We start from the raw sequence: 19757 nt of genomic DNA, 5'->3' as shown, positions 1-19757 counted from the left end.
CACATGTCACGCCAACAACCACAATTACCGGTCAGTTCACCACGCCTGCTGGCGTCTGCGATTGGCGTGGCGCTTACCGCCGGCTCCGCCGCACACCTGGCTTATGCCGCCGAACCGAGCGAAAGCAAGGCCTCGGGCAACGCCATCTCGCTGGGCGCCACCAGCATCACGGGCGAAGCCCAGGACCAGACCTCCTATCAGGTCGAAAAAGCCTCGTCGCAAAAATACACCGCGCCGCTGGTCAACACCCCGCGCTCGGTCACCGTGGTTCCCCAGCAAGTGCTCAAGGACACCGCCGCCACCTCGTTGCAGGATGCGCTGCGTACCGTGCCGGGCATCACTTTCGGCGCCGGCGAAGGCGGTAACCCGCAGGGCGACCGTCCGTTCATCCGTGGCTTCGATGCCCAGGGCGATACCTACCTCGATGGCGTGCGCGATACCGGCGGCCAGAGCCGCGAGATCTTCGACATCGAGTCCATCGAAGTCAGCAAGGGCCCCAACTCGTCCTTCGGCGGTCGCGGTTCGGCCGGCGGCAGCCTCAACCTGGTGAGCAAGACGCCCAAGCAGCAGGACTTCCTCAATGGCGGCTTCACCTACGGTTCCGACCAGACCCGTCGTTATGTGCTTGACGTGAACCGCCAGTTCCTCGACAGCGCCGCCTTCCGCCTCAACCTGATGAGCCACGAACAGAACGTGGCCGGTCGTGACGCCGTCAACTACGACCGCTGGGGCGTGGCACCGTCGCTGACCTTCGGCCTGGGCACCCCGACCCGGGTCAACCTCAGCTACTACCACATGGAAAGCGACGACCTGCCGGACTCGGGCATTCCGTACGGCTACAGCAACAGCGGCGCAAAAGCCGTCCACGTGCACGACAAGCCGACCGACGGCGGCGACAGCAACAACTTCTATGGCCTGAAGGACCGCGACTTCCGCAAGACCCGCGCGGACATCAGCACCATTTCCATCGAGCACGACCTGAACGACAACATGACGCTGAAAAACACCCTGCGTCATGGCAGCACCGGCCAGGACTACATCCTCACCCAGCCAGACGACAGCCAGCACAACGTCAACCAGTTCGGCACCGTGTGGCGTCGCGCCAACTCGCGGGTTTCCACCACCGAAACCACCACCAACCAGACCGACCTGTTCGGCGAATTCCAGGCCCTGGGTTTCAAGCACAACTACTCCACCGGTCTTGAATTCACCGGCGAAGAAACGCGCGTCAGCAGCTACACCGTCAGCCCGAACAGCAACCCGACCTGCACCCCCGGCAAGTCCGCGGGCGGCAGCTGCACCTCGCTGAGCAACCCGAACCCGGACGATGCCTGGACCGGCACCACCAACCGCAACTACTACGGCACCAGCACCAAGGCCACCAGCCGCGCGGCCTATGTGTTCGACACCATCGAACTCGACCCGCAATGGCTACTGAACGTCGGCCTGCGCTACGACACCTTCGACACCGTGGCCAATACCGATTCGGCCACCGGGCGCACCAAGATCAAGGAAGACAGCCAGTTCTGGAACTGGCAGGCCGGCCTGGTGTGGAAACCGACCGACAACGGCAGCGTCTACGTTTCCTACGCCACTTCGGCTTCGCCGGCGGGCGGCCTGGTCGGCGAAGGCGCGGACGGCAACCCGCTGTCGGCCGGCGCCGCCAGCAGCGACCTGCAACCGGAAGAAACCGTCAACTACGAGCTGGGCACCAAGTGGGACGTGTTCAGCGACCGCCTGTCCCTGACCGCCGCGGTGTTCCGTACCGAGAAGAAGAACACCCGCATCCTGGTCGACTCCCTGACCTACCAGAACGCCGGCGAATCCCGCGTCGACGGCCTGGAACTGTCGGCCAGCGGCAAGATCACCGACAAATGGCAAGTGTTCGCCGGCTACAGCTACCTGAAGAGCGAACTGGTGGACGCCGGCCTGAACGGGCGTAACGGCGTGGTCAGCGCTGGCTCGAACAAAGGCAATGAAATGCCGAACACGCCGAAAAACAGCTTCAGCCTCTGGACCACCTATGAGGTGATGCCGAAGCTGACCGTGGGCGGCGGCGCGTTCTACGTCGACGACGTCTACGGCGACGCCGGCAACACCGTGTACGTGCCGTCCTACACCCGCTACGACGCCATGGCCAGCTACAAGCTGAGCAAGAACGTCGACCTGCAATTGAACGTGCAGAACCTGACCGACAAGACCTACTACGACAAGGCCTACTCGGCGCACTTCGCCAACCAGGCACCTGGCCGTACCGCGTTGTTCACCACCAACTTCCACTTCTGACGAGGTGAAAACGACGCCTGGCGCCGCCGGGCGAATGTAGCCGCTGCCGCAGGCTGCGATCGACCCCGAAGGGGGCGCAGGATCCTGAAATCGCTGGAGGACCTTCGGTCCTGTCGCAGCCCTCGGCAGCAGCTACACACGCACAAGCCCCACCTGTTTCGGCAGGTGGGGCTTTTCTGCGTAAAAAAGAATGCTTCTCGACAACTCACGGCATAATGCGCGCCGTGGCACAGACTTAAGAACAACGAGGCGGTCGATGTGTTGAAGAAAACCCTGTTCCAGCTGCACTGGTTTTTCGGCATCAGCGCCGGGCTGGTCCTGGCCCTGATGGGCGTCACCGGAGCGACCGTGTCGTTCCAGGACGAAATCCTGCGTGCTCTCAACCCCTCGACCCTGCAGGTTGAAAAACAACCGGCCGGGGTCCTGCCGCCCGCCGAGCTGGTGGAAAAGATCCAGGCCGCCGCGGGCCAGACCGTCGCGATGCTGACGGTGGAGGCCGACAGCGGCAACGCCGCTCGCGTGTGGTTCACCCCGCCGCCAGGCCAGCGCCGCGGCGAGATGCGTTACTTCGACCCTTACACCGGCGAGTTCGTCGGAGCCGCCGTGGGCCAGGACTTCTTCGGCCTGATGCTGCAACTGCACCGCTTCCTGGCCATGGGTGACAGCGGCCGGCAAATCACCGGCGCCTGCACCCTGATCCTGATTTTCTTCTGCCTCTCCGGCCTGTACCTGCGCTGGCCGCGCCAGCTGGCGAGCTGGCGCGCCTGGCTGACCCTGGACTGGGCGAAAAAAGGCCGCGGCTTCAACTGGGACCTGCACGCCGTGGCCGGCACCTGGTGCCTGCTGTTCTATCTCTTGGCGGCGCTGACCGGTTTGTCCTGGTCCTACGAGTGGTACAACAAGGGCCTGAACAAGCTGCTGGCCGACTCGCCGCAGAGCCAGCGCATGAAGGGCGGCCGGGGCGCGCCGCCCAAGGGCCCGGCGCCGACCGCCGACTACAACGCCATGTGGCTGGGCATCTACAGCACCGCCGGCAAGGACCTGAGTTCCTACAACATCCGCATGCCGCCGGTGGCCGGCCAGCCGGCGACCGTGTTCTACCTGCTCAAGGATTCGCCTCACGACCGGGCGCTGAACCAGATCACCCTCGACCCGAATACCGGCGCCGTCAGCCGACACGACCGCTACAGCGACAAGAGTTTCAAGGCGCAGTTGCTGACCAGCATCTATGCGCTGCACGTCGGCAGTTACTTCGGCATCGTCGGGCGCATCCTGGTGACCGTCGCGTCGCTGACCATGCCGCTGTTCTTCATCACCGGCTGGCTGCTGTACCTGGACCGACGGCGCAAGAAGCGCCAGGTCAAGGACGCGCGCCAGGGCCTGAGCGCCGACACCGGCGACGCCTCGGCCTGGCTGATCGGCTTCGCCAGCCAGAGCGGTTTCGCCGAACAACTGGCCTGGCAGACCGCCGGGCAATTGCAGGCCGCCGGCGTACCGGCCAACGTCCGGCCGCTGGCCAGCGTCAGCGAGCAGGACCTGCTGAGCGCGCAAAACGTACTGTTCGTGGTCAGCACCTTCGGCGACGGCGAAGCCCCGGACAGCGCCCGCGGCTTCGAGCGCAAAGTGCTGGGCCGGGCGTTGTCCCTGGATAACCTCAAGTACGCGGTGCTGGGCCTGGGCGACCGGCAGTACCCGCATTTCTGCGGTTTTGCCAAACGCCTGCACGGCTGGCTGGCCGAGCATGGCGGCAACACCCTGTTCGCCCCGGTGGAAGTCGACAGCGGCGACAGCTACGCCCTGCGCCACTGGCAGCAGCAACTGGGCCAGTTGCTCGGCCAGGCACCGGTGGACCTGTGGCAGGCACCCGCCTACGACAACTGGACCCTGAACCAGCGCGTCCTGCTCAACCCCGACAGCAGCGGCTCGGGCGTCTACCTGCTGGGGCTGGCCGCGCCGCAACCGAGCAGTTGGCTGGCCGGCGACCTGGTGGAAGTGCTGCCGCGCAACAGCGCCTGGGACATCGAACATTTCCTCGACGGCCTGGGCATCGCCGGCACCACGCCGGTGACCCTCGGCGGCCTGCCAGAAACCCTGGAACAGGCCCTGGCCAGCCGCCAGCTCCCGGAAAACCGCGCCCATCTGGTGGGCCTGCATGCCCAGGCGCTGGTGGAATCCCTGGTGCCGCTGGCGATGCGCGAATACTCGATCGCCTCGATTGCCAGCGACGGCCAACTGGAACTGCTGGTGCGCCAGGAGCGCCGCGCCGACGGCAGCCTGGGCATCGGCTCCGGCTGGCTCACCGAACATGCGCCGATCGGTGCCGGCATCAGCCTGCGGGTACGACGCAACAGCGGCTTTCACCTGCCGGCCGAGCCGTGCCCACTGATCCTGCTGGGCAACGGCACGGGGCTGGCCGGTTTGCGCAGCCTGCTCAAGGCACGCATCGCCGACGGCCAGCAAGACAACTGGCTGATCTTCGGCGAGCGCAACGCCGAGCATGATTTCTACTGCAAGGACGAGTTGCAGGAATGGCTCACCGCCGGCGACCTGCGCCGCCTGGACCTGGCCTTCTCCCGCGATCAGCAGCAGAAAATCTACGTGCAGGACCGCCTGCGCCAACAGGCCGAACGCCTCAAGCAGTGGCTGGCCGACGGTGCCTCGATCTACATCTGCGGCAGCCTGCAAGGCATGGCATCGGGGGTTGATCAGGTGCTTAACGACATGTTGGGCGCCGAAGAGGTGGAACGCCTGATCGAGCAAGGGCGCTACCGTCGCGACGTGTACTGACCCCGATGCTCCTGTAGGAGCGAAGCTTGCTCGCGATAGCGGTATCAAGGCCACTACCGGCCTTCGGCCTATCGCGAGCAAGCTGCGCTCCTACACCACCGGCTGCAACTTGCGCTCGAACACCGACACCCCGTCCAGGTCACGCAGGACCACCGTCAGCTCTCCGCTGCGCCCCTCGATCTGTACTTCACCGAAGAACTGGAAACCGGCGAACGGCGAGGTGTTCTGCGTCGGCGGCGCCTTCTGGAACACCACCTCAGGGCCAAAGGTCTTGTCCAGCGCGTTGGGCCCGAAACTGCCGGCATTCAAGGGACCTGCGACGAACTCCCAGAACGGCTCGAAATCCTGGAACGCCGCGCGGTCCGGGTGGTAATGGTGCGCCGCGCAGTAATGCACGTCCGCCGTCAGCCACACATGGTTGCGCACTTTGTGCTTGCGCAGAAACGTCAGCAACTCGGCTATCTCCAGCTCGCGGCCCTGGGCCGGGCCCGGGTCGCCGTTGGCGATCGCCTCCCAGCGCGGCACGCCGGGGCTGACCTCGCCGTCGGGCACGCCGAGGCCGATCGGCATGTCAGCCGCCACCACCTTCCACTGCGCCTTGGAATGCTTGAGCCCCTGCTTGAGCCAGTCCAACTGCTCACGACCGAGAAATGGCTTGGCCGCGCCGAGGTTGTCGTCGTTGCCGCCGCGGTAGCTGCGCATGTCCAGCACGAACACGTCCAGCAGCGGCCCGTAGCTCAGCTTGCGATAGATCCGCCCGCCCTGGTCGGCGCTCTGCAAACGCATCGGCGCGTATTCCAGCCAGGCCTGCCGCGCGCGGCCCACCAGGGTGTGGATATCTTTGACGGTGTAACGCTCATCCAGCACCTTGCTCGGCGACCAGTTGTTGACCACTTCGTGATCGTCCCACTGCCAGATCTGCGGCACTTCGGCATTGAAGCGGCGCACGTTTTCGTCCAGCAGGTTGTAACGGTAATTGCCGCGGTATTCGTCGAGGGTCTCGGCGACCTTGCTCTTGGCCTCGGTGGTGATATTGCGCCAGATCCGCCCGCCCTCGGTGGTCAGCTGCGCCGGCACCGGGCCGTCGGCGTAGATGGTGTCGCCGCTGTGGATAAAAAAGTCCGGCAGGCGCCGGCGCATGGCCTCGTAAATGCGCATGCCGCCGATGTCCGGGTTGATGCCGAAGCCTTGGCCGACAGTGTCGCCGCTCCAGACAAAACGAATATCGCGACGGGTCTGCGGCACGCTGCGCAAATGGCCGAACCAGGGCTTGCTGCGCACCCCGGTCTGCGCGTCCTCGAAATACACCCGATAGAAAATCGCCTGGTCGGTGGGCAACCCACCCAGCTCGACCCGCGCGGTGAAATCGGTACGGGCATCGGCCAGGGGCGAGACAAAGCGGCGCGGGTTACTGAACAGGCTGCGCGTATCCCACTCCACCACCATCCGTGCCGGCCGGTCGGTACGGCTCCAGACCATCGCCCGGTCGCCGAGCAAATCACCGGACTGCACCCCGTCGACCATCTTCGGCCGGTCCTTGGGCGAAGCGATCACCGCCGGCGCCAACCCCGGCAGCAACAACCCCGCCCCCGCCACCTGGATCAGACGCCGCCGCCCGAGAGTGAAATCGCCCATGGTGGATCCCTCCGCTATCAACCCGAAAAGGCAAACCTTAGCCAGCACTGATGAACCGCATATGACAAGGCACCGCACCACACAGGAAGAGACCCTGCATAAAGCGCCTTGACTCGTCCGGGATAAGCGCTTAAATTTTTCAGGAACGATCATTCCAGAAAAGGTAAATTCCGTGCGAGCCAAAGAGTTCGAGCCAGAGGAAGTCGCCGACTCCGCCATGCAGGTGTTCTGGCAGCGAGGCTACGCCGCGACTTCGATCCAGGATCTGGTCGAAGGCACCGGCCTGTCGCGCAGCAGCCTGTACAACGCCTTTGAAAGCAAGAACGGCCTGTATCAGCAAGCGTTGCGCCGCTATCACCAACTGACGGAAGTCAATGTCGCCCTGCTGTCCCAAGCCGAGCCGGCACCGGCGCTGGTCCGCCAACTGCTGATGCGCATCGTCGAGGACGAAATGGGCGACACCCGCCAGCGCGGCTGCCTGGTCGCCAACGCCACGCTGGAGCTGGCCGGTCAGGACCCGGCGGTCGCCGCCCTGGTGAGCCAGAACTTCCAGCGCCTGGAGAGGGCGCTGGAGCAACTGGTCACGCGTGGCCAGCAGGAGGGCGAGATTGCCCCCGAGAAAAATCCCCGAGCCCTGGCGCGTTTTTTCGTCAGCACCATCCAGGGCATGCGGGTCTTGAGCAAAGGCAGCGCACCGCAGGAACGGCGCGAACGCCTGATGGATGTCGTCGAGGTGGCGCTGGCAGCGCTTTGACCAGGCCCGACGGCTGCGCGACACCGCTCTGCGCAGCCCTCGGGTTTTCATTTACCCAGTTTTGGACTGATCGTTCCAGTTAGACACCCACACATTTCCCACCCACGGAGTTCAACCATGACTATCGACAACCCGACTCTCACCGTCGCCGTGCTCGGCACAGGCCTGATCGGCGCACCTGTGGTCCGCAACCTGAGCAAGCACGGTTTCCGGGTCAATGCCTGGAACCGTACGGCCACCAAGGCCCAAGCACTGGAAACGGACGGCGTCCAGGCATTCGCCAGCCCGGTCGACGCTGTTCGCGGCGCCGACATCGTCATAACCCTGCTCAAGGACGGTCCCAGCGTATTGGATGCCATGCGAGCCGCCGCCCCCGCGCTGGCAAAAGGCACCCTATGGCTGCAGTCGAGTACGGTCGGCATCGAAGACACCGCCACCCTGGCAGCGTTCGCCGCGGAGCGCGGGCTGGTGTTCTATGACGCCCCCGTCCAGGGCACCCGGCAGCCTGCGGAACAGGGCCAACTGATCATCCTCGCCAGCGGCCCGGTCGCGGCGCGCACGCAGGTGCAGCCAGTCTTCGATGCCATCGGCAAGCGCACCCTCTGGGTCTGCGAGCAGGTCGGCGCCAGCAGTCGACTCAAACTGGCGCTCAACAGCTGGGCCTTTGCCTTGACCCACGGCATCGCCGAAAGCCTGGCCATCGCCAAAGGGTTGGGCATCGACCCGTCCCTGGTGGTCGATGTGGTCAAGGACGGGCCGATGGACAGCGCCTACTTCCGGCTCAAGGCCGCGGCGATCCTCGCGGACGACTACACCACCAGTTTTTCCGTTGCCAATGCAGTAAAGGACGCGCGTCTGGTCGTGGAGGCCGCGACCCAGGCCGGCGTCCGGGTCGATGCCGTCCAGGCCGGGTTGTCGCGCTTCGAGCGCGCGCTCGAAGCGGGCCATGGCGACAAGGACATGGCGGCCTCCTACCTCGCCTGAGCCGGCGCGCCCGGCAGACATTCACAGACAGAGAGATTGAGCATGAGTATTCAGGGCAACCACGGAGCCATCGCGACGGCTCAGTTCGACAAGCTCGACCAGGGGCTTCCCGTGTGGAAACTGCTGGCATTCACCATGGCCGGCTTCATCGCCATCATGACCGAAACCATGCCGGCCGGGCTGCTGCCACAGATCAGCCAGGGGCTGAACGTGTCCGAGGCCCTGGCCGGCCAGTTGGTCACGCTCTATGCCCTCGGTTCGGTACTGGCGGCCATCCCGGTGATTGCCCTCACCCGCAGTTGGCATCGGCGCCCGCTGTTCCTGCTGGCCATCGCTGGCTTGTTGGTGTTCAACACGGTCACGGCCCTATCCCCCTACTACGGCCTGACGCTGGTGGCGCGCTTTATCGCCGGTATGGCGGCCGGCGTGATCTGGGGGCTGCTGGCCGGTTATGCGCGGCGCATGGTGCCGTACCACCTGCAAGGCCGAGCGCTGGCCGTGGTGGGTATCGGCCAGCCCATTGCCCTGGCGATCGGCGTGCCCCTGGGTACCTGGCTCGGCGGCCTGTTCGACTGGCGCGGAGTGTTCTGGATCATGTCGGCGCTGGCCCTGGTGCTGCTGGCCTGGGTACGCCTGGGCGTACCGGACTTTGCCGGCCAGGCCGCACGCCAGCGCTTGCCGATCCGCAACATCTTCCTCATGCCCGGCATCCGTCCGGTGCTGCTGGCGCTGTTCGCCTGGATCCTGGCGCACAACATTCTGTACACCTACATCGCCCCATTCCTCTCCACCGTGGGCCTGGAACAGCGGGTGGGCAGCGTACTGCTGCTGTTCGGCCTGTCCTCCATCGTCGGCATCTGGATCACCGGCCTGCTGGTGGACCGCTGGCTGCGGGGGCTGACCCTGCTCAGCCTGGCGCTGTTCGCCCTGGCCGCGCTGCTGCTGGGCTTCGCCAACGGCTCCGCCCTCGTCGTGCTGCTGGGTATCGCCACCTGGGGCCTGACATTCGGCGGCGCCCCTACCCTGCTGCAAACCGCGCTGGCCGATACCGCGGGCGACAACGCCGACGTCGCGCAATCCATGCTGGTGACAGTCTTCAACCTGGCGGTGGCCGGTGGCGGCCTGGTCGGCGGCCTGCTGCTGGAACGCGCGGGAAGCGCATCCTTCCCCTGGGCGCTGGCCGTACTGGCCCTGTTGAGCCTGGGCATAGCCTGGTCAGCCAGAAACCACGGCTTCCGTCCCGGTCATAGGGCCAGCACAACCTGAAAACACCCCGATTCCTGTAGCCGCTGCCGAAGGCTGCGCAAGGACCGCAGGTCCTCCAGCGACCTCTAGACCCTGCGCCCGCTTCGCGGTCGTGCGCAGCCTCGCAAGCTCGGCAGCGGCTACAAAGATTGGCGCCGACCGGTAGGTCGCGCCAGCGCCAGCTTTTGATCTTGATCTACCTGCCCCTTCGGCAGGCCGAGTGGAGGTATTCATCAGGGGGTTGGCGCGCAGCGCCCCTCGACGCAGTCGAGGACATCGCCGGCGGCGATGCCCCCTGATGAATGCCGGAAGGAGGGAACCCGAGCGCAGCGAGGGCCGTACGCGGGGGCAAGCGTTTTTGCTTACTTTTTAGGCGTTTGTAAAAAGTGAGTCGCCGTAAGGGCGAAACCATAAGCCGCCGTGACCGCAGGAATGGATATGTACACCATCCAAAAAATGCAGCGCCAGGCCGGACGCCATCGCGAGCAAGCTCGCTCCTACAGGGTCGGTGGTCGACAGAAACGACGGTCAGGCCTTGACCGGCTCCAACGCCAACTCCGTCGCCTCCGCCCGCTTCACCACCGCATACACCACGGCCGTCAACAAGCTCCCCGCCACAATCGCCAACACATACAACAACGCATGATTGATCGCATTCGGAATCAACATCACAAACAACCCCCCATGCGGCGCCATCAGCTTGCAGCCGAAATACATCGACAACGCCCCCGTCAGCGCCCCGCCGGCGATGCTCGCCGGAATCACCCGCAGCGGGTCCTTGGCGGCGAACGGAATCGCCCCCTCGGAGATAAAGCACAGCCCCAGCACCAGCGCCGCCTTGCCGGCCTCGCGCTCGCTCTGGGCAAACTTGCGCCGGGCGATAAAGGTGGCGATGCCCAAACCAATCGGCGGCACCATGCCCGCGGCCATGGTCGCCGCCATCGGCGCGTAACTCTGCGACGCCAACAACCCCACCGAGAAGGCATAGGCCGCCTTGTTGATCGGCCCGCCGAGGTCGACGCACATCATCCCGCCCAACAGCACTCCCAACAGAATGGCGTTGGTGGTGCCCATGCTGTCGAGGAAATGGGTCAGGCCCGCGAGCATCCCCGCCACCGGCTTGCCCACCACATAAATCATCACCAGGCCGGTGAACAGGCTGGCCAGCAACGGAATGATCAGGATCGGTTTCAACGCCTCCAGGCTCTGCGGCAGGCGTGCGTATTGGCTGATGGCCTTGGCCGCGTAACCGGCGATGAAGCCGGCGATGATCCCGCCGATAAAGCCGGCGCCCAGGGTACTGGCGAGCATGCCGCCGATCATCCCCGGGGCCAGGCCCGGACGGTCGGCGATGGAGTAGGCGATGTAACCGGCCAGCAACGGCACCATCAACTTGAACGCCGTGTCGCCGCCGATCTGCATCAAGGCCGCGGCCAGGGTGCCCTCCTCCTTGAACGCGGTGATACCGAACACGAACGACAGGGCGATCATCAAGCCGCCCGCCACCACCATCGGCAGCATGAACGACACGCCGGTCAGCAGGTGCTTGTAGACCCCGGTCTTCTCCTGCTTGGCCGGCGTCGCGGTAGCGCCAGCCGCCGATTCCACCTGCCCTTCGGCCAGCGCCCTGTTCAGGGTGGCTTCGGCTTGCTTGAGGGCGACGCCGGTGCCGCAGCGGTAGATCTTCTTGCCGGCGAAGCGCTCGGTGGGCACTTCGATATCCGCCGCCAACAGCACCACGTCGGCGTCGGCGATGGCCTCGCTGCTCAACGGGTTGCGCGCGCCGACCGAACCCTGGGTTTCCACTTGCAGCTCGTAGCCGAGGCGCTTGGCGGTTTGCTGCAAGGCCTCGGCCGCCATGAAGGTGTGGGCCACGCCGGTCGGGCAAGCGGTGACCGCCACCAGCCGTGGCGCGCGTTGAGCGCTCGGCGCCGGCTCGGCCACGGCCTGGGCATACACCCGGGCTTCCTCGGCGCCGCGGCGCAGCACGCCATCAACATCCTGCAACGCCGCCGACGGGGTGCTCCGGAACACCCGCTTGCCGACGAAGCGCGACATATCCACAGGCCCGGTGCTGACCACCAGCACCCACTCGGCCGCTTCGAGGGTGGCGGCCGACAACTGCCGTTCGGGGTGCGCCTCGTCGTGCACTTCGACACTGGTGCTCCAGCCCTGGCGCTGGGCCGCGGCGTCCAGCAGCCGGGCGCACAGCACACTGGTGACCATGCCGTTCGGGCAGGCGGTAACAATGGCTAACTTCATGACCAACCCTCTTATTGTTCTATGAGGGGATGAACGCGCACCCCCTGTTCAAGTTGTGCCAATTGCACGGCATCGGTGATGCCGAAACCGATCTGGGTCACGGCCATGGCGGCGATGGCCGTGGCGGTGCGCAGGGTCTGTTCGAAACCGTGAGTACTGAGCAGGCCGTGGAGCATGCCGGCGAGCAATGAATCGCCGGCGCCGACGGTGCTGGCCACGCAGACCTTCGGCGGCAGCGCCTGCAAGGCCGGCGCGCTGCTGAACCAGTTCACGCCTTCGGCGCCATGGGAAATCACCACATGCTCGACGCCCTGGGCGTGCAGGCGTCGAGCCGCCTCGGCCTGGGTGCGCACCGAGAGCAGCGGGCTGCCCAGGGCCTCGGCCAGTTCTTCGGTATTGGGCTTGACCAGCCAGGGCCCGGCGGCCAGGCCGGCGCGCAGGGCTTCGCCGCTGGTGTCCAGGGCCACTTTCAGCCCCAGCGCCTTGAGGCGCATCAACAAGGCGTGCAGCCATTGCGGGCTGACGCCGCGCGGCAGGCTGCCAGCCACCACCACCGCGTCATGCCCGGGGGCGATGCGTTCCAGGCGCTCGAACAGTGCCTGTTGCGCCGCCTCGTCGACCTCCGGGCCCGGGCCGTTGAGGTCGGTGATGCGCCCGTCCTGCTCGGCCAACTTGATATTGCTGCGGGTTTCCCCCGGCACGCGGATAAAGGCATCGACAAAGCCGCGCCGGGTAAACAACGCCTCGAACGCCTGCGGGTTGTCTTCGCCGAGAAAGCCGCTGACGGTCAGCTGATGGCCAAGGTCGGCCAGCACCTGGGCCACGTTCACACCCTTGCCGGCGGCGTGGCTGTGCATGGCTTCGCTGCGGTTGACCTGCCCCGGCTCCAGGCGCGCCAACTGGACGGTGAGGTCCAGCGCCGGGTTCAGGGTCAGGGTGAGAATCTTCGCCATTACAGGGCCTCCACAAGGGCGCGCACATCATTGCCGCTGCCGACGGCCAGGGCTTGCCGGGCCAGGGTTTGGGCCTGGGCCAGGCTGAGTTCGCGGATGCGGGCCTTGACCTCGGCGATGCTGCGTCCGGAGACGCTCAGTTCGTCCACCCCCAGGCCCACCAGCACCGGCACCGCCAGCGGGTCGGCCGCCAGTTCGCCGCACACGCCGACCCATTTGCCGTGGGCATGGGCGGCACGCACGGTGATGTCGATCAGTTGCAGCACCGCCGGGTGCAGGCCGTCGGCCTGGGCCGACAAGGTCGGGTGGCCGCGGTCGATGGCCAGGGTGTATTGGGTCAGGTCGTTGGTGCCGATACTGAAGAAGTCGACCTCCAGGGCCAGCACCGGCGCCAGCAGGGCGGCGGACGGCACTTCGATCATGATCCCCAGTTGCAGGTCGGCCACCGGGATTTCCTCGCGCAAGCGCTCGGTCATCGCCCGGGCGGCGCGCCATTCGTCGACGCTGCCGACCATGGGGAACATGATCCGCAGCGGACGGTTGTCGGCCGAACGCAGCAGGGCGCGCAACTGGGCTTCCATGATCTGCGGGCGTTGCAGGGTCAGGCGGATGCCGCGCACGCCGAGGAAGGGGTTTTCTTCCTTGGCGATCGGCCAGTACGGCAGCGGTTTGTCGCCGCCGACATCCAGGGTGCGGACCACCAGCGGCCGCCCGGCCAGGCCGTCGAGCACGCGGCGGTATTCGGCTTCCTGGGTGGCTTCGTCCGGCGCTTGCGGGTGGGCCATGAAAATCAATTCAGTGCGCAGCAGGCCGATGCCCTCGGCGCCGTTTTCCACGGCGCTGGCGACCCCGGCGCTTTCGCCGATATTGGCGAAGACTTCGACGTAGTGGCCATCCGTGGTACGCGCCTGCTCATGCCGTTGCTCGGCGGCAGCCTTGAGCCGCTGTTCGCGGCTGTCGCGCTCCTGCGTGGCCCGTTGCAGGGTCGCGGCGTCGGCGTCCACATGCAGGCGGCCGCGCTGACCGTCGAGCAGCAACGGCGTGCCCGGCTTGAGCAACAACACCCCTGCCCCGGCACCGACCAGGGCCGGAATGCCCAGGGCGCGGGCGACGATGGCGCTGTGGGCAGTGGCGCCGCCACGGGCAGTGAGAATCCCGGCGACCCGCGCCGGATCGAGACGCGCCACGTCCGAAGGGCCGACTTCGTCCATCACCAGGATGTAGGCTTCGTCCGGCTCGCTCGGGGTTTCGACGCCACACAACTGCGCCAGCACCCGGCGGCCGATGTCCCGCAGGTCGGCGGCGCGCTCGGCCAGCAGTGCATCCTGCAAGGCTTCCTGCTGTTTGGCGGCGGCTTCGATCACGGTCATCCAGGCCGCTTCGGCGCTTTCGCCCTGCTTGAGGCGGGTGTCGACTTCATCGGTCAGCTCCGGGTCGTCGAGCATTTCCTGGTGGGTGATGAAAATCTCGCGGATGGCCTTGGCCTGGCTGCGCTGGACCAGGCCGTCGATATCGAGGCGCACCTCGGCCAGGGCCTGTTGCAGGCGCTGGCGCTCGATGGCGGTGGACTCGCCGCGCAGCGGGTAATCGATGGCCTGGACCACCTGGATATGCGCCGGGCCGATGGCGATGCCGGGCGCCGCCGCAATGGCCTGGACCAGGCTGCCGGCCGCCGGCGCACTGACCGGCGTCTCGACCTCCTCCGCCACTGGCTGCGGCGCGCTGGCCTGCGGCAGCGGCTCGACCTCTTCGCCCAAACCTTCGCCGATGGCCGCCAACAACGCCGGCAAGGCGTCGGCGGCAATGCTCGGCTCGGCGATCAGCTCCAACAGCTGGCCGCGTCGCGCACCGAGGCTCAGCAGCTTGCTCAGGCTTTTCACCGAGACCGCGCAACCCTGGCTGTCGACGATGCGCAGGCGAATCTCGCCGTCGAAGCTTTTCGCCAACTGCGCGAGGACTTTCGCCGGCCGCGCATGCAAGCCGTGGGCGTTGGCCAGCACAATACGCGCGCTCGGCCAGTCGGCCGGCAGTTCGCCGCCCAGCACCTCCAATACGGCGCGGCTGCTGGTGGCGCGACCCAGCTCATGACCGCGGCCCTCGATCAGCAGCGCGCACAGGCGTTCGAGCAGGGCCTGATGGGCCTCGCCCAGGCTGGCCAGGCAGAACAACCCGGCCAGGGGCTGGCCGAGGTAACGAATCGGTTTGTCCGGGGTGACGAAGGCCAGGCCCGGGCGCTTGACGGTCTGCTCGCTGTGCAACCACCACAGGCCGTCCCCCAGGGGCAGCGCGTCGACCTGTTGCAGCACCGCGGCAAAACCGTTGCTGACGCAATCGGCCTGGCGCAACAAACGGGCGCCGCGCCACACCAGCTCTTCGAAATCTTCCGCGGCCACGCCCAGGCCGATCATCTGCGCATCCAGCGCCAGTTCCTGCGGCGCGCCTTGCAACAGTTTCAGCAACGCCTCGGGCGAGCTGGAGCGGCGCAGGGCCTGGCCCAGGTCGGTTTCGCCCAGGGCCCGGGTCAGCAGTTGTAGTAAACGCAGGTGTTCGTCGGATTTGGCGGCGATGCCAATGGCCAGGTAGACGATCTGGCCGTCGCCCCAGTCCACGCCGTCGGGAAATTGCAGCAAGCGCACGCCAGTGGCGAAGACCTGGTCGCGGGTTTCCGGGGTGCCGTGGGGGATGGCAATACCTTGGCCGAGAAAGGTCGAGCCCTGGGCTTCGCGGGCCTGCAGGCCGGCCAGATAACCATCGGCCACCAGACCGTCGGCCACCAGCTTTTCCGCGAGCAGGTGCAGTGCAGCAGACTTATCCACAGCCGACTGGCCCATGGATATCTGCTCAATGGTGAGCTCGAGCATGCTTTCTCCTATTTAGCGCCAGGACGCTAGGTATTGTTTTGAGTGAATCAGCCAGATGGCTTTAACGCCACAAACGGGACCGTCGGCTTGGCAAGGCTCGGTTTGCGTTTGCTCATATCCCTAGAAAATACGCCTGCTGAATCGTTTAATCTAGAATGTTGGGCACGTTACTCGATAATCCATCATCCTTGAAGCCCTACCTGTCGGTTGCACGTTGCGACATTGGTCGCCTGCCTATATCGGTTAGGATTGGCGAAAATGTCGGGGCAAGCTCCAGAAAACAAGGAAAACCCGGGTTGAAACTCAGCGATATCGCCAGACTGGCCGGTGTGTCCGTGACCACCGCCAGCTACGTCATCAACGGCAAGGCCGAACAGCAACGCATCAGCAGCGCGACCGTCGAACGGGTCCGGGCGGTGGTCAAGGAGCACGGCTTCACGCCCAATCCACAGGCCGCCGGGCTGCGCAGTCGGCGCACCCGAACCTTGGGTTTCATCCTTCCGGACCTGGAAAACCCCAGTTATGCGCGCATTGCCAAATTGCTGGAGCAAGGCGCCCGCGCCCGTGGCTATCAACTGCTGATCGCCAGCTCCGACGACGCTCCGGACAGCGAGCGGCAACTGCTGCAACTGTTTCGCGCGCGCCGCTGCGACGCGCTGTTCGTCGCCAGCTGCCTGCCGCCCGAAGACGATACCTATCGCCTGTTGCAGGCCCAGGGCCTGCCGATCATCGCCCTCGACCGGGTGATGGCGCCGGAGCATTTCTGCTCGGTGATCAGCGACGACCAGCAAGCCAGCCGCCACCTGACCGACAGCCTGTTGCAGCCCCGGCCCAAACAGATCGCGCTGATCGGCGCGCGCCCCGAGCTGAGCATCAGCCAGGAACGCACCGCCGGCTTCAAGCAAGCCCTGGCCAGTTTCGACGGCGAGGTGTTGATCGAACAGGGCGAGGCGTTCAGCCGCGACTGCGGGCGCCAGTTGATGGAGGCGCTGTTGCAGCGCCTGGGCCATCTGCCGGATGCCCTGGTGACCACCTCCTATGTGCTGCTGCAAGGCGTGTTCGATGCGCTGCACGACTTCCCGCTCAAGTCGCGGCCACTGCGCCTGGGCACCTTCGGCGATACCCAGTTGCTGGACTTCCTGCCGCTGCCGGTCAATGCGATGGCCCAGCAACACCAGCTGATTGCCGACAAGGCCCTGCAACTGGCCCTGGCCGCTATCGAGGAAGGCCATTACCAACCCGGCGTGAACGCCATCGCCCGGACCTTCAAGCAGCGTATTCACGAGGCTTGAACGTGGAGCTGATCGACAGCCACACCCACCTGGATTTTCCGGATTTCGACGCGGACCGTCAGGCGCTGCTGGCAGACAGCCGCGCCCTCGGCGTACGCCGGATGGTGGTGTTGGGGGTCTATCAGCGCAATTGGCAGCGGCTCTGGGAGCTGGTGCAAAGCGATGCCGACCTGCACGCCGCCTTCGGCCTGCACCCGGTCTACCTCGACGAACACCGACCGGCCGACCTGAGCGAGCTGGGCGACTGGCTGAGCCGCCTGGCGGGCCACCCGCAGCTGTGCGCGGTGGGCGAGATCGGCCTGGATTACTTTCTCGAACAACTGGATCGCCCGCGCCAGCAACAGCTGTTCGAGGCCCAGTTGCAACTGGCGGCGGACTTCCAGTTGCCGGCCCTGCTCCACGTACGCCGCAGCCATGCCGCGGTGATCGTCACCTTGAAGCGCTTCAAGCTCAAGCGCGCCGGCATCGTCCACGCCTTCGCCGGCAGCCGCGAGGAAGCCCGCGAATACCTCAAGCTGGGGTTCAAGTTGGGGTTGGGCGGCGCCGCGACCTGGCCGCAGGCCCTGCGCTTGCGCAAGGTCATCGCCGATTTGCCGCTGGACGCGGTGGTGCTGGAAACCGACTCGCCGGACATGGCGCCGGCCATGTTCCCCGGCCAGCGCAACAGCCCGCAACACCTGCCGGCGATCTGCGCAGCCCTGGCCGAAATCATGGCGGTGAGCCCCGAACAGCTGGCGGCGGCCAGTACCGCCAACGCCTGCGCGCTGTTCGGCTGGCCGTGCAACGCCTGAATCAGACGCGAAAGGCGCTGATCAGTTGCTTGAGCTGTACCACCTGCGCCGATAACAGACGGCTGGCGTTTTCAGTCTGGTAGGCGCCTTCGGCGGTACGTTCGCCGGCGCGGTTGATCTCGACGATGTTCTGGTCGATGTCGTGGGCTACCGCAGTCTGTTGCTCCACCGCCGCGGCAATCTGCTGATTCTGGTCGACGATCATGCCCACCGCCCCGAGGATATTCTCCAGCGCCTGCTGGACCTTTTCCGACTGCCCCACCGTGCCGTTGGCCATCTGATGGCTGACGCCCATGGCCTTGACCGCCGCACCCACGCCGCCGTGGAGCTTGAGGATCATCTGCTCGATTTCCTCGGTCGATTGCTGGGTGCGCTTGGCCAGGGTCCGCACTTCGTCGGCCACCACCGCGAAACCGCGGCCTTGCTCGCCGGCGCGGGCGGCTTCGATGGCGGCATTGAGCGCCAGCAGGTTGGTCTGCTCGGCGATGCTCTTGATGACTTCCAGCACCCGGCTGATGGCCTGGCTGTCGCTGGCCAGTTGATTGATCACCAGCACTGACTGGTCGATCTCGCTGGCCAGCTGGGCGATGCTGCCTTGCTGGGACTCCACCAGCCCGCGGCCGCTGATGGTCTCGTCGTTGACGCTGTGGGCGCTGCTGACGGCCGCCGCGGCGCTGCGCGCGACTTCCTGGGACGTGGCCGACATCTGGTTCATCGCCGTCGCCACTTGCTCGATCTGGCTGCGCTGACCGGCCACTGCCTGGTTGCTCTGGGCCGACACGGCCTCCACCTGCCCGGCCTGGCGCTCGACCTCGCCAACGGTCTGGCCCACCAGTTCGATCAGGTCGTGGATCTTCGCCACGGTGCCGTTGAACACTGTGCCCAGTTCACCCAGCTCGTCGCGGCTCTGGGCATTGAAGGTGACGGTCATGTCGCCGGCCGCCACCTTGTCCATCACCGCGCCCAGGCGCTTGAGGGTAGTGCGGGTGGAGACGTAGAACGCGCCGTAGAGGTAGAAAATCAGCAGGAACACCGCCGCCAGCGCCACCACCAGCAACACCATGTGCGTGCGGTTCTGCCCGAGCCGCTGTTGCAGCTCGTCGCCGAGGAGTTTCAGGGTCGCTTCGTTGAGCTGGTAGGTCTGCGCCATCAGCCCGCTGACCTGGTCATAGAAGCCCTGCCAGGGCGCATCCAGGGTATCGGCCATCACCACCTGCTCTTCGAACAGCTCGCTGGCTTGCTTGAGGCTGCCTTTGCTGGCGCTGGCCAGGGCATCCAGCGCGCCCTGGGCGGCCTTGCTCGAACCCAGGGCGTCCTGGAGTTTCAGGCCGTACTCGGCCTGGAGCTTCTCGATCTGCACCAGCAGTTCGTCGAAGCGGGTGCTGGCGGACGAATTGAGAAAGCCCTGGCCCAGGGAGTAGGCACCCATCGCCCGCCCCTCGCCGAGCAGCTGCGTGACCTGGGGCGTGACGCTGGTCAGCAGCTCGCTGAGTTGACGGATGTCGCCCTGGCTGTCGCGGCTGAGACCGGACTGGCTGGCGATGATCTGGCTGAAAATCTGCGCGCTACCCAGCAGCTTGCCGATCAACGCGCTTTTGCTCTGCAGCGAACTTTCCGCCTGCTGCGCCTTGAAAGCGGCAATCATTTCATCGCGCTTGCCGTCGAATACACCGATCTGCTCAGGGTCCACGGCGACCGCGACCAGGCCCTGCAAGCGCTCGAGCACGGACTTTTCCAGGGCAGCGATCTTGCTCTCGATATCCCCGGCCTTGCCGGACTGGCCCAGGGTCGCGTTGATCTGCACCATGTTGTTCAGGGTTTCCAGGTCCCGGCGCAGGGTCAGGCTGCTGCCCAGCAGGTCCAAGCTTTGCAGCTCGACCTGGGTACCCTGGAATTCACGGTAGGAA

Annotated in this window: 12 protein-coding genes; 7 read left to right on the top strand and 5 right to left on the bottom strand. The window is 65.9% G+C overall.

The genetic code is table 11. The features are described 5' to 3' along the window. Window positions 1-3: 3 nt before the first annotated feature. Together BTN82_RS03840 and BTN82_RS03835 are read left to right on the top strand one after the other, a co-directional pair. Window positions 4-2286, top strand: coding sequence for a TonB-dependent receptor (locus BTN82_RS03840; protein ID WP_075117843.1), 2283 nt, complete (start codon window positions 4-6; stop codon window positions 2284-2286). Window positions 2287-2544: 258 nt separating this feature from the next. Further along, window positions 2545-5073: a PepSY domain-containing protein gene (locus tag BTN82_RS03835; RefSeq protein ID WP_075117842.1), complete on the top strand. Its 2529-nt coding sequence runs from the start codon at window positions 2545-2547 to the stop codon at window positions 5071-5073. Window positions 5074-5163: 90 nt separating this feature from the next. On the opposite strand, the gene BTN82_RS03830 is transcribed toward BTN82_RS03835, so the two are convergent. Further along, window positions 5164-6708, bottom strand: a complete 1545-nt coding sequence (locus BTN82_RS03830) for an alkaline phosphatase D family protein (RefSeq protein WP_075117841.1) — start codon at window positions 6706-6708, stop codon at window positions 5164-5166. A gap of 172 nt (window positions 6709-6880) precedes the next feature. Here BTN82_RS03830 and BTN82_RS03825 point away from each other — a divergent pair, with 172 nt between their 5' ends. The 3 genes from BTN82_RS03825 (at window position 6881) to BTN82_RS03815 (ending at window position 9712) form a co-directional block, all read left to right on the top strand. After that, entirely contained in the window at window positions 6881-7462 is a 582-nt protein-coding gene (locus BTN82_RS03825; RefSeq protein ID WP_075117840.1) for a TetR/AcrR family transcriptional regulator, read from the top strand. 117 nt (window positions 7463-7579) lie between these two features. Continuing rightward, on the top strand, window positions 7580-8446 hold the full coding sequence (locus BTN82_RS03820; protein WP_075117839.1) for an NAD(P)-dependent oxidoreductase: 867 nt from the start codon (window positions 7580-7582) through the stop codon (window positions 8444-8446). A gap of 42 nt (window positions 8447-8488) precedes the next feature. Beyond that, complete coding sequence (locus tag BTN82_RS03815) at window positions 8489-9712, top strand: MFS transporter (protein ID WP_075117838.1); 1224 nt, start codon at window positions 8489-8491, stop codon at window positions 9710-9712. Window positions 9713-10219: 507 nt separating this feature from the next. Here the strand turns inward: BTN82_RS03815 and BTN82_RS03810 are convergent. The 3 genes from BTN82_RS03810 to ptsP are packed head-to-tail and all read right to left on the bottom strand — an operon-like array spanning window position 10220 to window position 15767. Then, window positions 10220-11953, bottom strand: a complete 1734-nt coding sequence (locus BTN82_RS03810; RefSeq protein WP_075117837.1) for a PTS fructose-like transporter subunit IIB — start codon at window positions 11951-11953, stop codon at window positions 10220-10222. Between the two features lie 11 nt (window positions 11954-11964). Next, window positions 11965-12906: a 1-phosphofructokinase gene (gene pfkB, locus BTN82_RS03805; RefSeq protein WP_075117836.1), complete on the bottom strand. Its 942-nt coding sequence runs from the start codon at window positions 12904-12906 to the stop codon at window positions 11965-11967. After that, window positions 12906-15767 carry a phosphoenolpyruvate--protein phosphotransferase gene (gene ptsP / locus BTN82_RS03800; protein WP_075117835.1) on the bottom strand — a complete coding sequence of 954 codons (2862 nt, stop codon included), beginning with the start codon at window positions 15765-15767 and terminating at the stop codon, window positions 12906-12908. Before ptsP ends, pfkB begins: the two co-directional genes overlap by 1 nt. Window positions 15768-16063: 296 nt before the next feature. Here ptsP and cra point away from each other — a divergent pair, with 296 nt between their 5' ends. Both cra and BTN82_RS03790 read left to right on the top strand, forming a co-directional pair. After that, window positions 16064-17059: a catabolite repressor/activator gene (gene cra / locus BTN82_RS03795; RefSeq protein ID WP_075117834.1), complete on the top strand. Its 996-nt coding sequence runs from the start codon at window positions 16064-16066 to the stop codon at window positions 17057-17059. A 2-nt stretch (window positions 17060-17061) separates the two neighbouring features. Beyond that, window positions 17062-17850: a TatD family hydrolase gene (locus tag BTN82_RS03790; RefSeq protein WP_075117833.1), complete on the top strand. Its 789-nt coding sequence runs from the start codon at window positions 17062-17064 to the stop codon at window positions 17848-17850. 1 nt (window position 17851) lies between these two features. Here the strand turns inward: BTN82_RS03790 and BTN82_RS31800 are convergent, their stop codons facing one another. Beyond that, the gene (locus BTN82_RS31800; RefSeq protein ID WP_410002789.1) at window positions 17852-18556 is read right to left on the bottom strand and encodes a methyl-accepting chemotaxis protein; all 705 of its coding nucleotides are present in this window, start codon (window positions 18554-18556) and stop codon (window positions 17852-17854) included. Window positions 18557-19757: the final 1201 nt, after the last annotated feature.

The organism is Pseudomonas chlororaphis, assembly GCF_001921865.1.
Lineage (GTDB): Bacteria > Pseudomonadota > Gammaproteobacteria > Pseudomonadales > Pseudomonadaceae > Aquipseudomonas > Aquipseudomonas chlororaphis_D.
Note: the sequence above shows the minus strand (reverse complement) of the source record. Positions and strands in the feature narration are given on the sequence as shown.

What these genes read in the sequence shown, in the direction of transcription:
- ptsP (WP_075117835.1), bottom strand. Translation starts at nt 15,767, where the DNA reads ATGCTCGAGCTCACCATTGAGCAGATATCCATGGGCCAGTCGGCTGTG.
- BTN82_RS03840 (WP_075117843.1), top strand. Translation starts at nt 4, where the DNA reads ATGTCACGCCAACAACCACAATTACCGGTCAGTTCACCACGCCTGCTG.
- BTN82_RS03820 (WP_075117839.1), top strand. Translation starts at nt 7,580, where the DNA reads ATGACTATCGACAACCCGACTCTCACCGTCGCCGTGCTCGGCACAGGC.
- BTN82_RS03815 (WP_075117838.1), top strand. Translation starts at nt 8,489, where the DNA reads ATGAGTATTCAGGGCAACCACGGAGCCATCGCGACGGCTCAGTTCGAC.
- BTN82_RS03810 (WP_075117837.1), bottom strand. Translation starts at nt 11,953, where the DNA reads ATGAAGTTAGCCATTGTTACCGCCTGCCCGAACGGCATGGTCACCAGT.
- pfkB (WP_075117836.1), bottom strand. Translation starts at nt 12,906, where the DNA reads ATGGCGAAGATTCTCACCCTGACCCTGAACCCGGCGCTGGACCTCACC.
- BTN82_RS31800 (WP_410002789.1), bottom strand. Translation starts at nt 18,556, where the DNA reads ATGTCGGCCACGTCCCAGGAAGTCGCGCGCAGCGCCGCGGCGGCCGTC.
- BTN82_RS03830 (WP_075117841.1), bottom strand. Translation starts at nt 6,708, where the DNA reads ATGGGCGATTTCACTCTCGGGCGGCGGCGTCTGATCCAGGTGGCGGGG.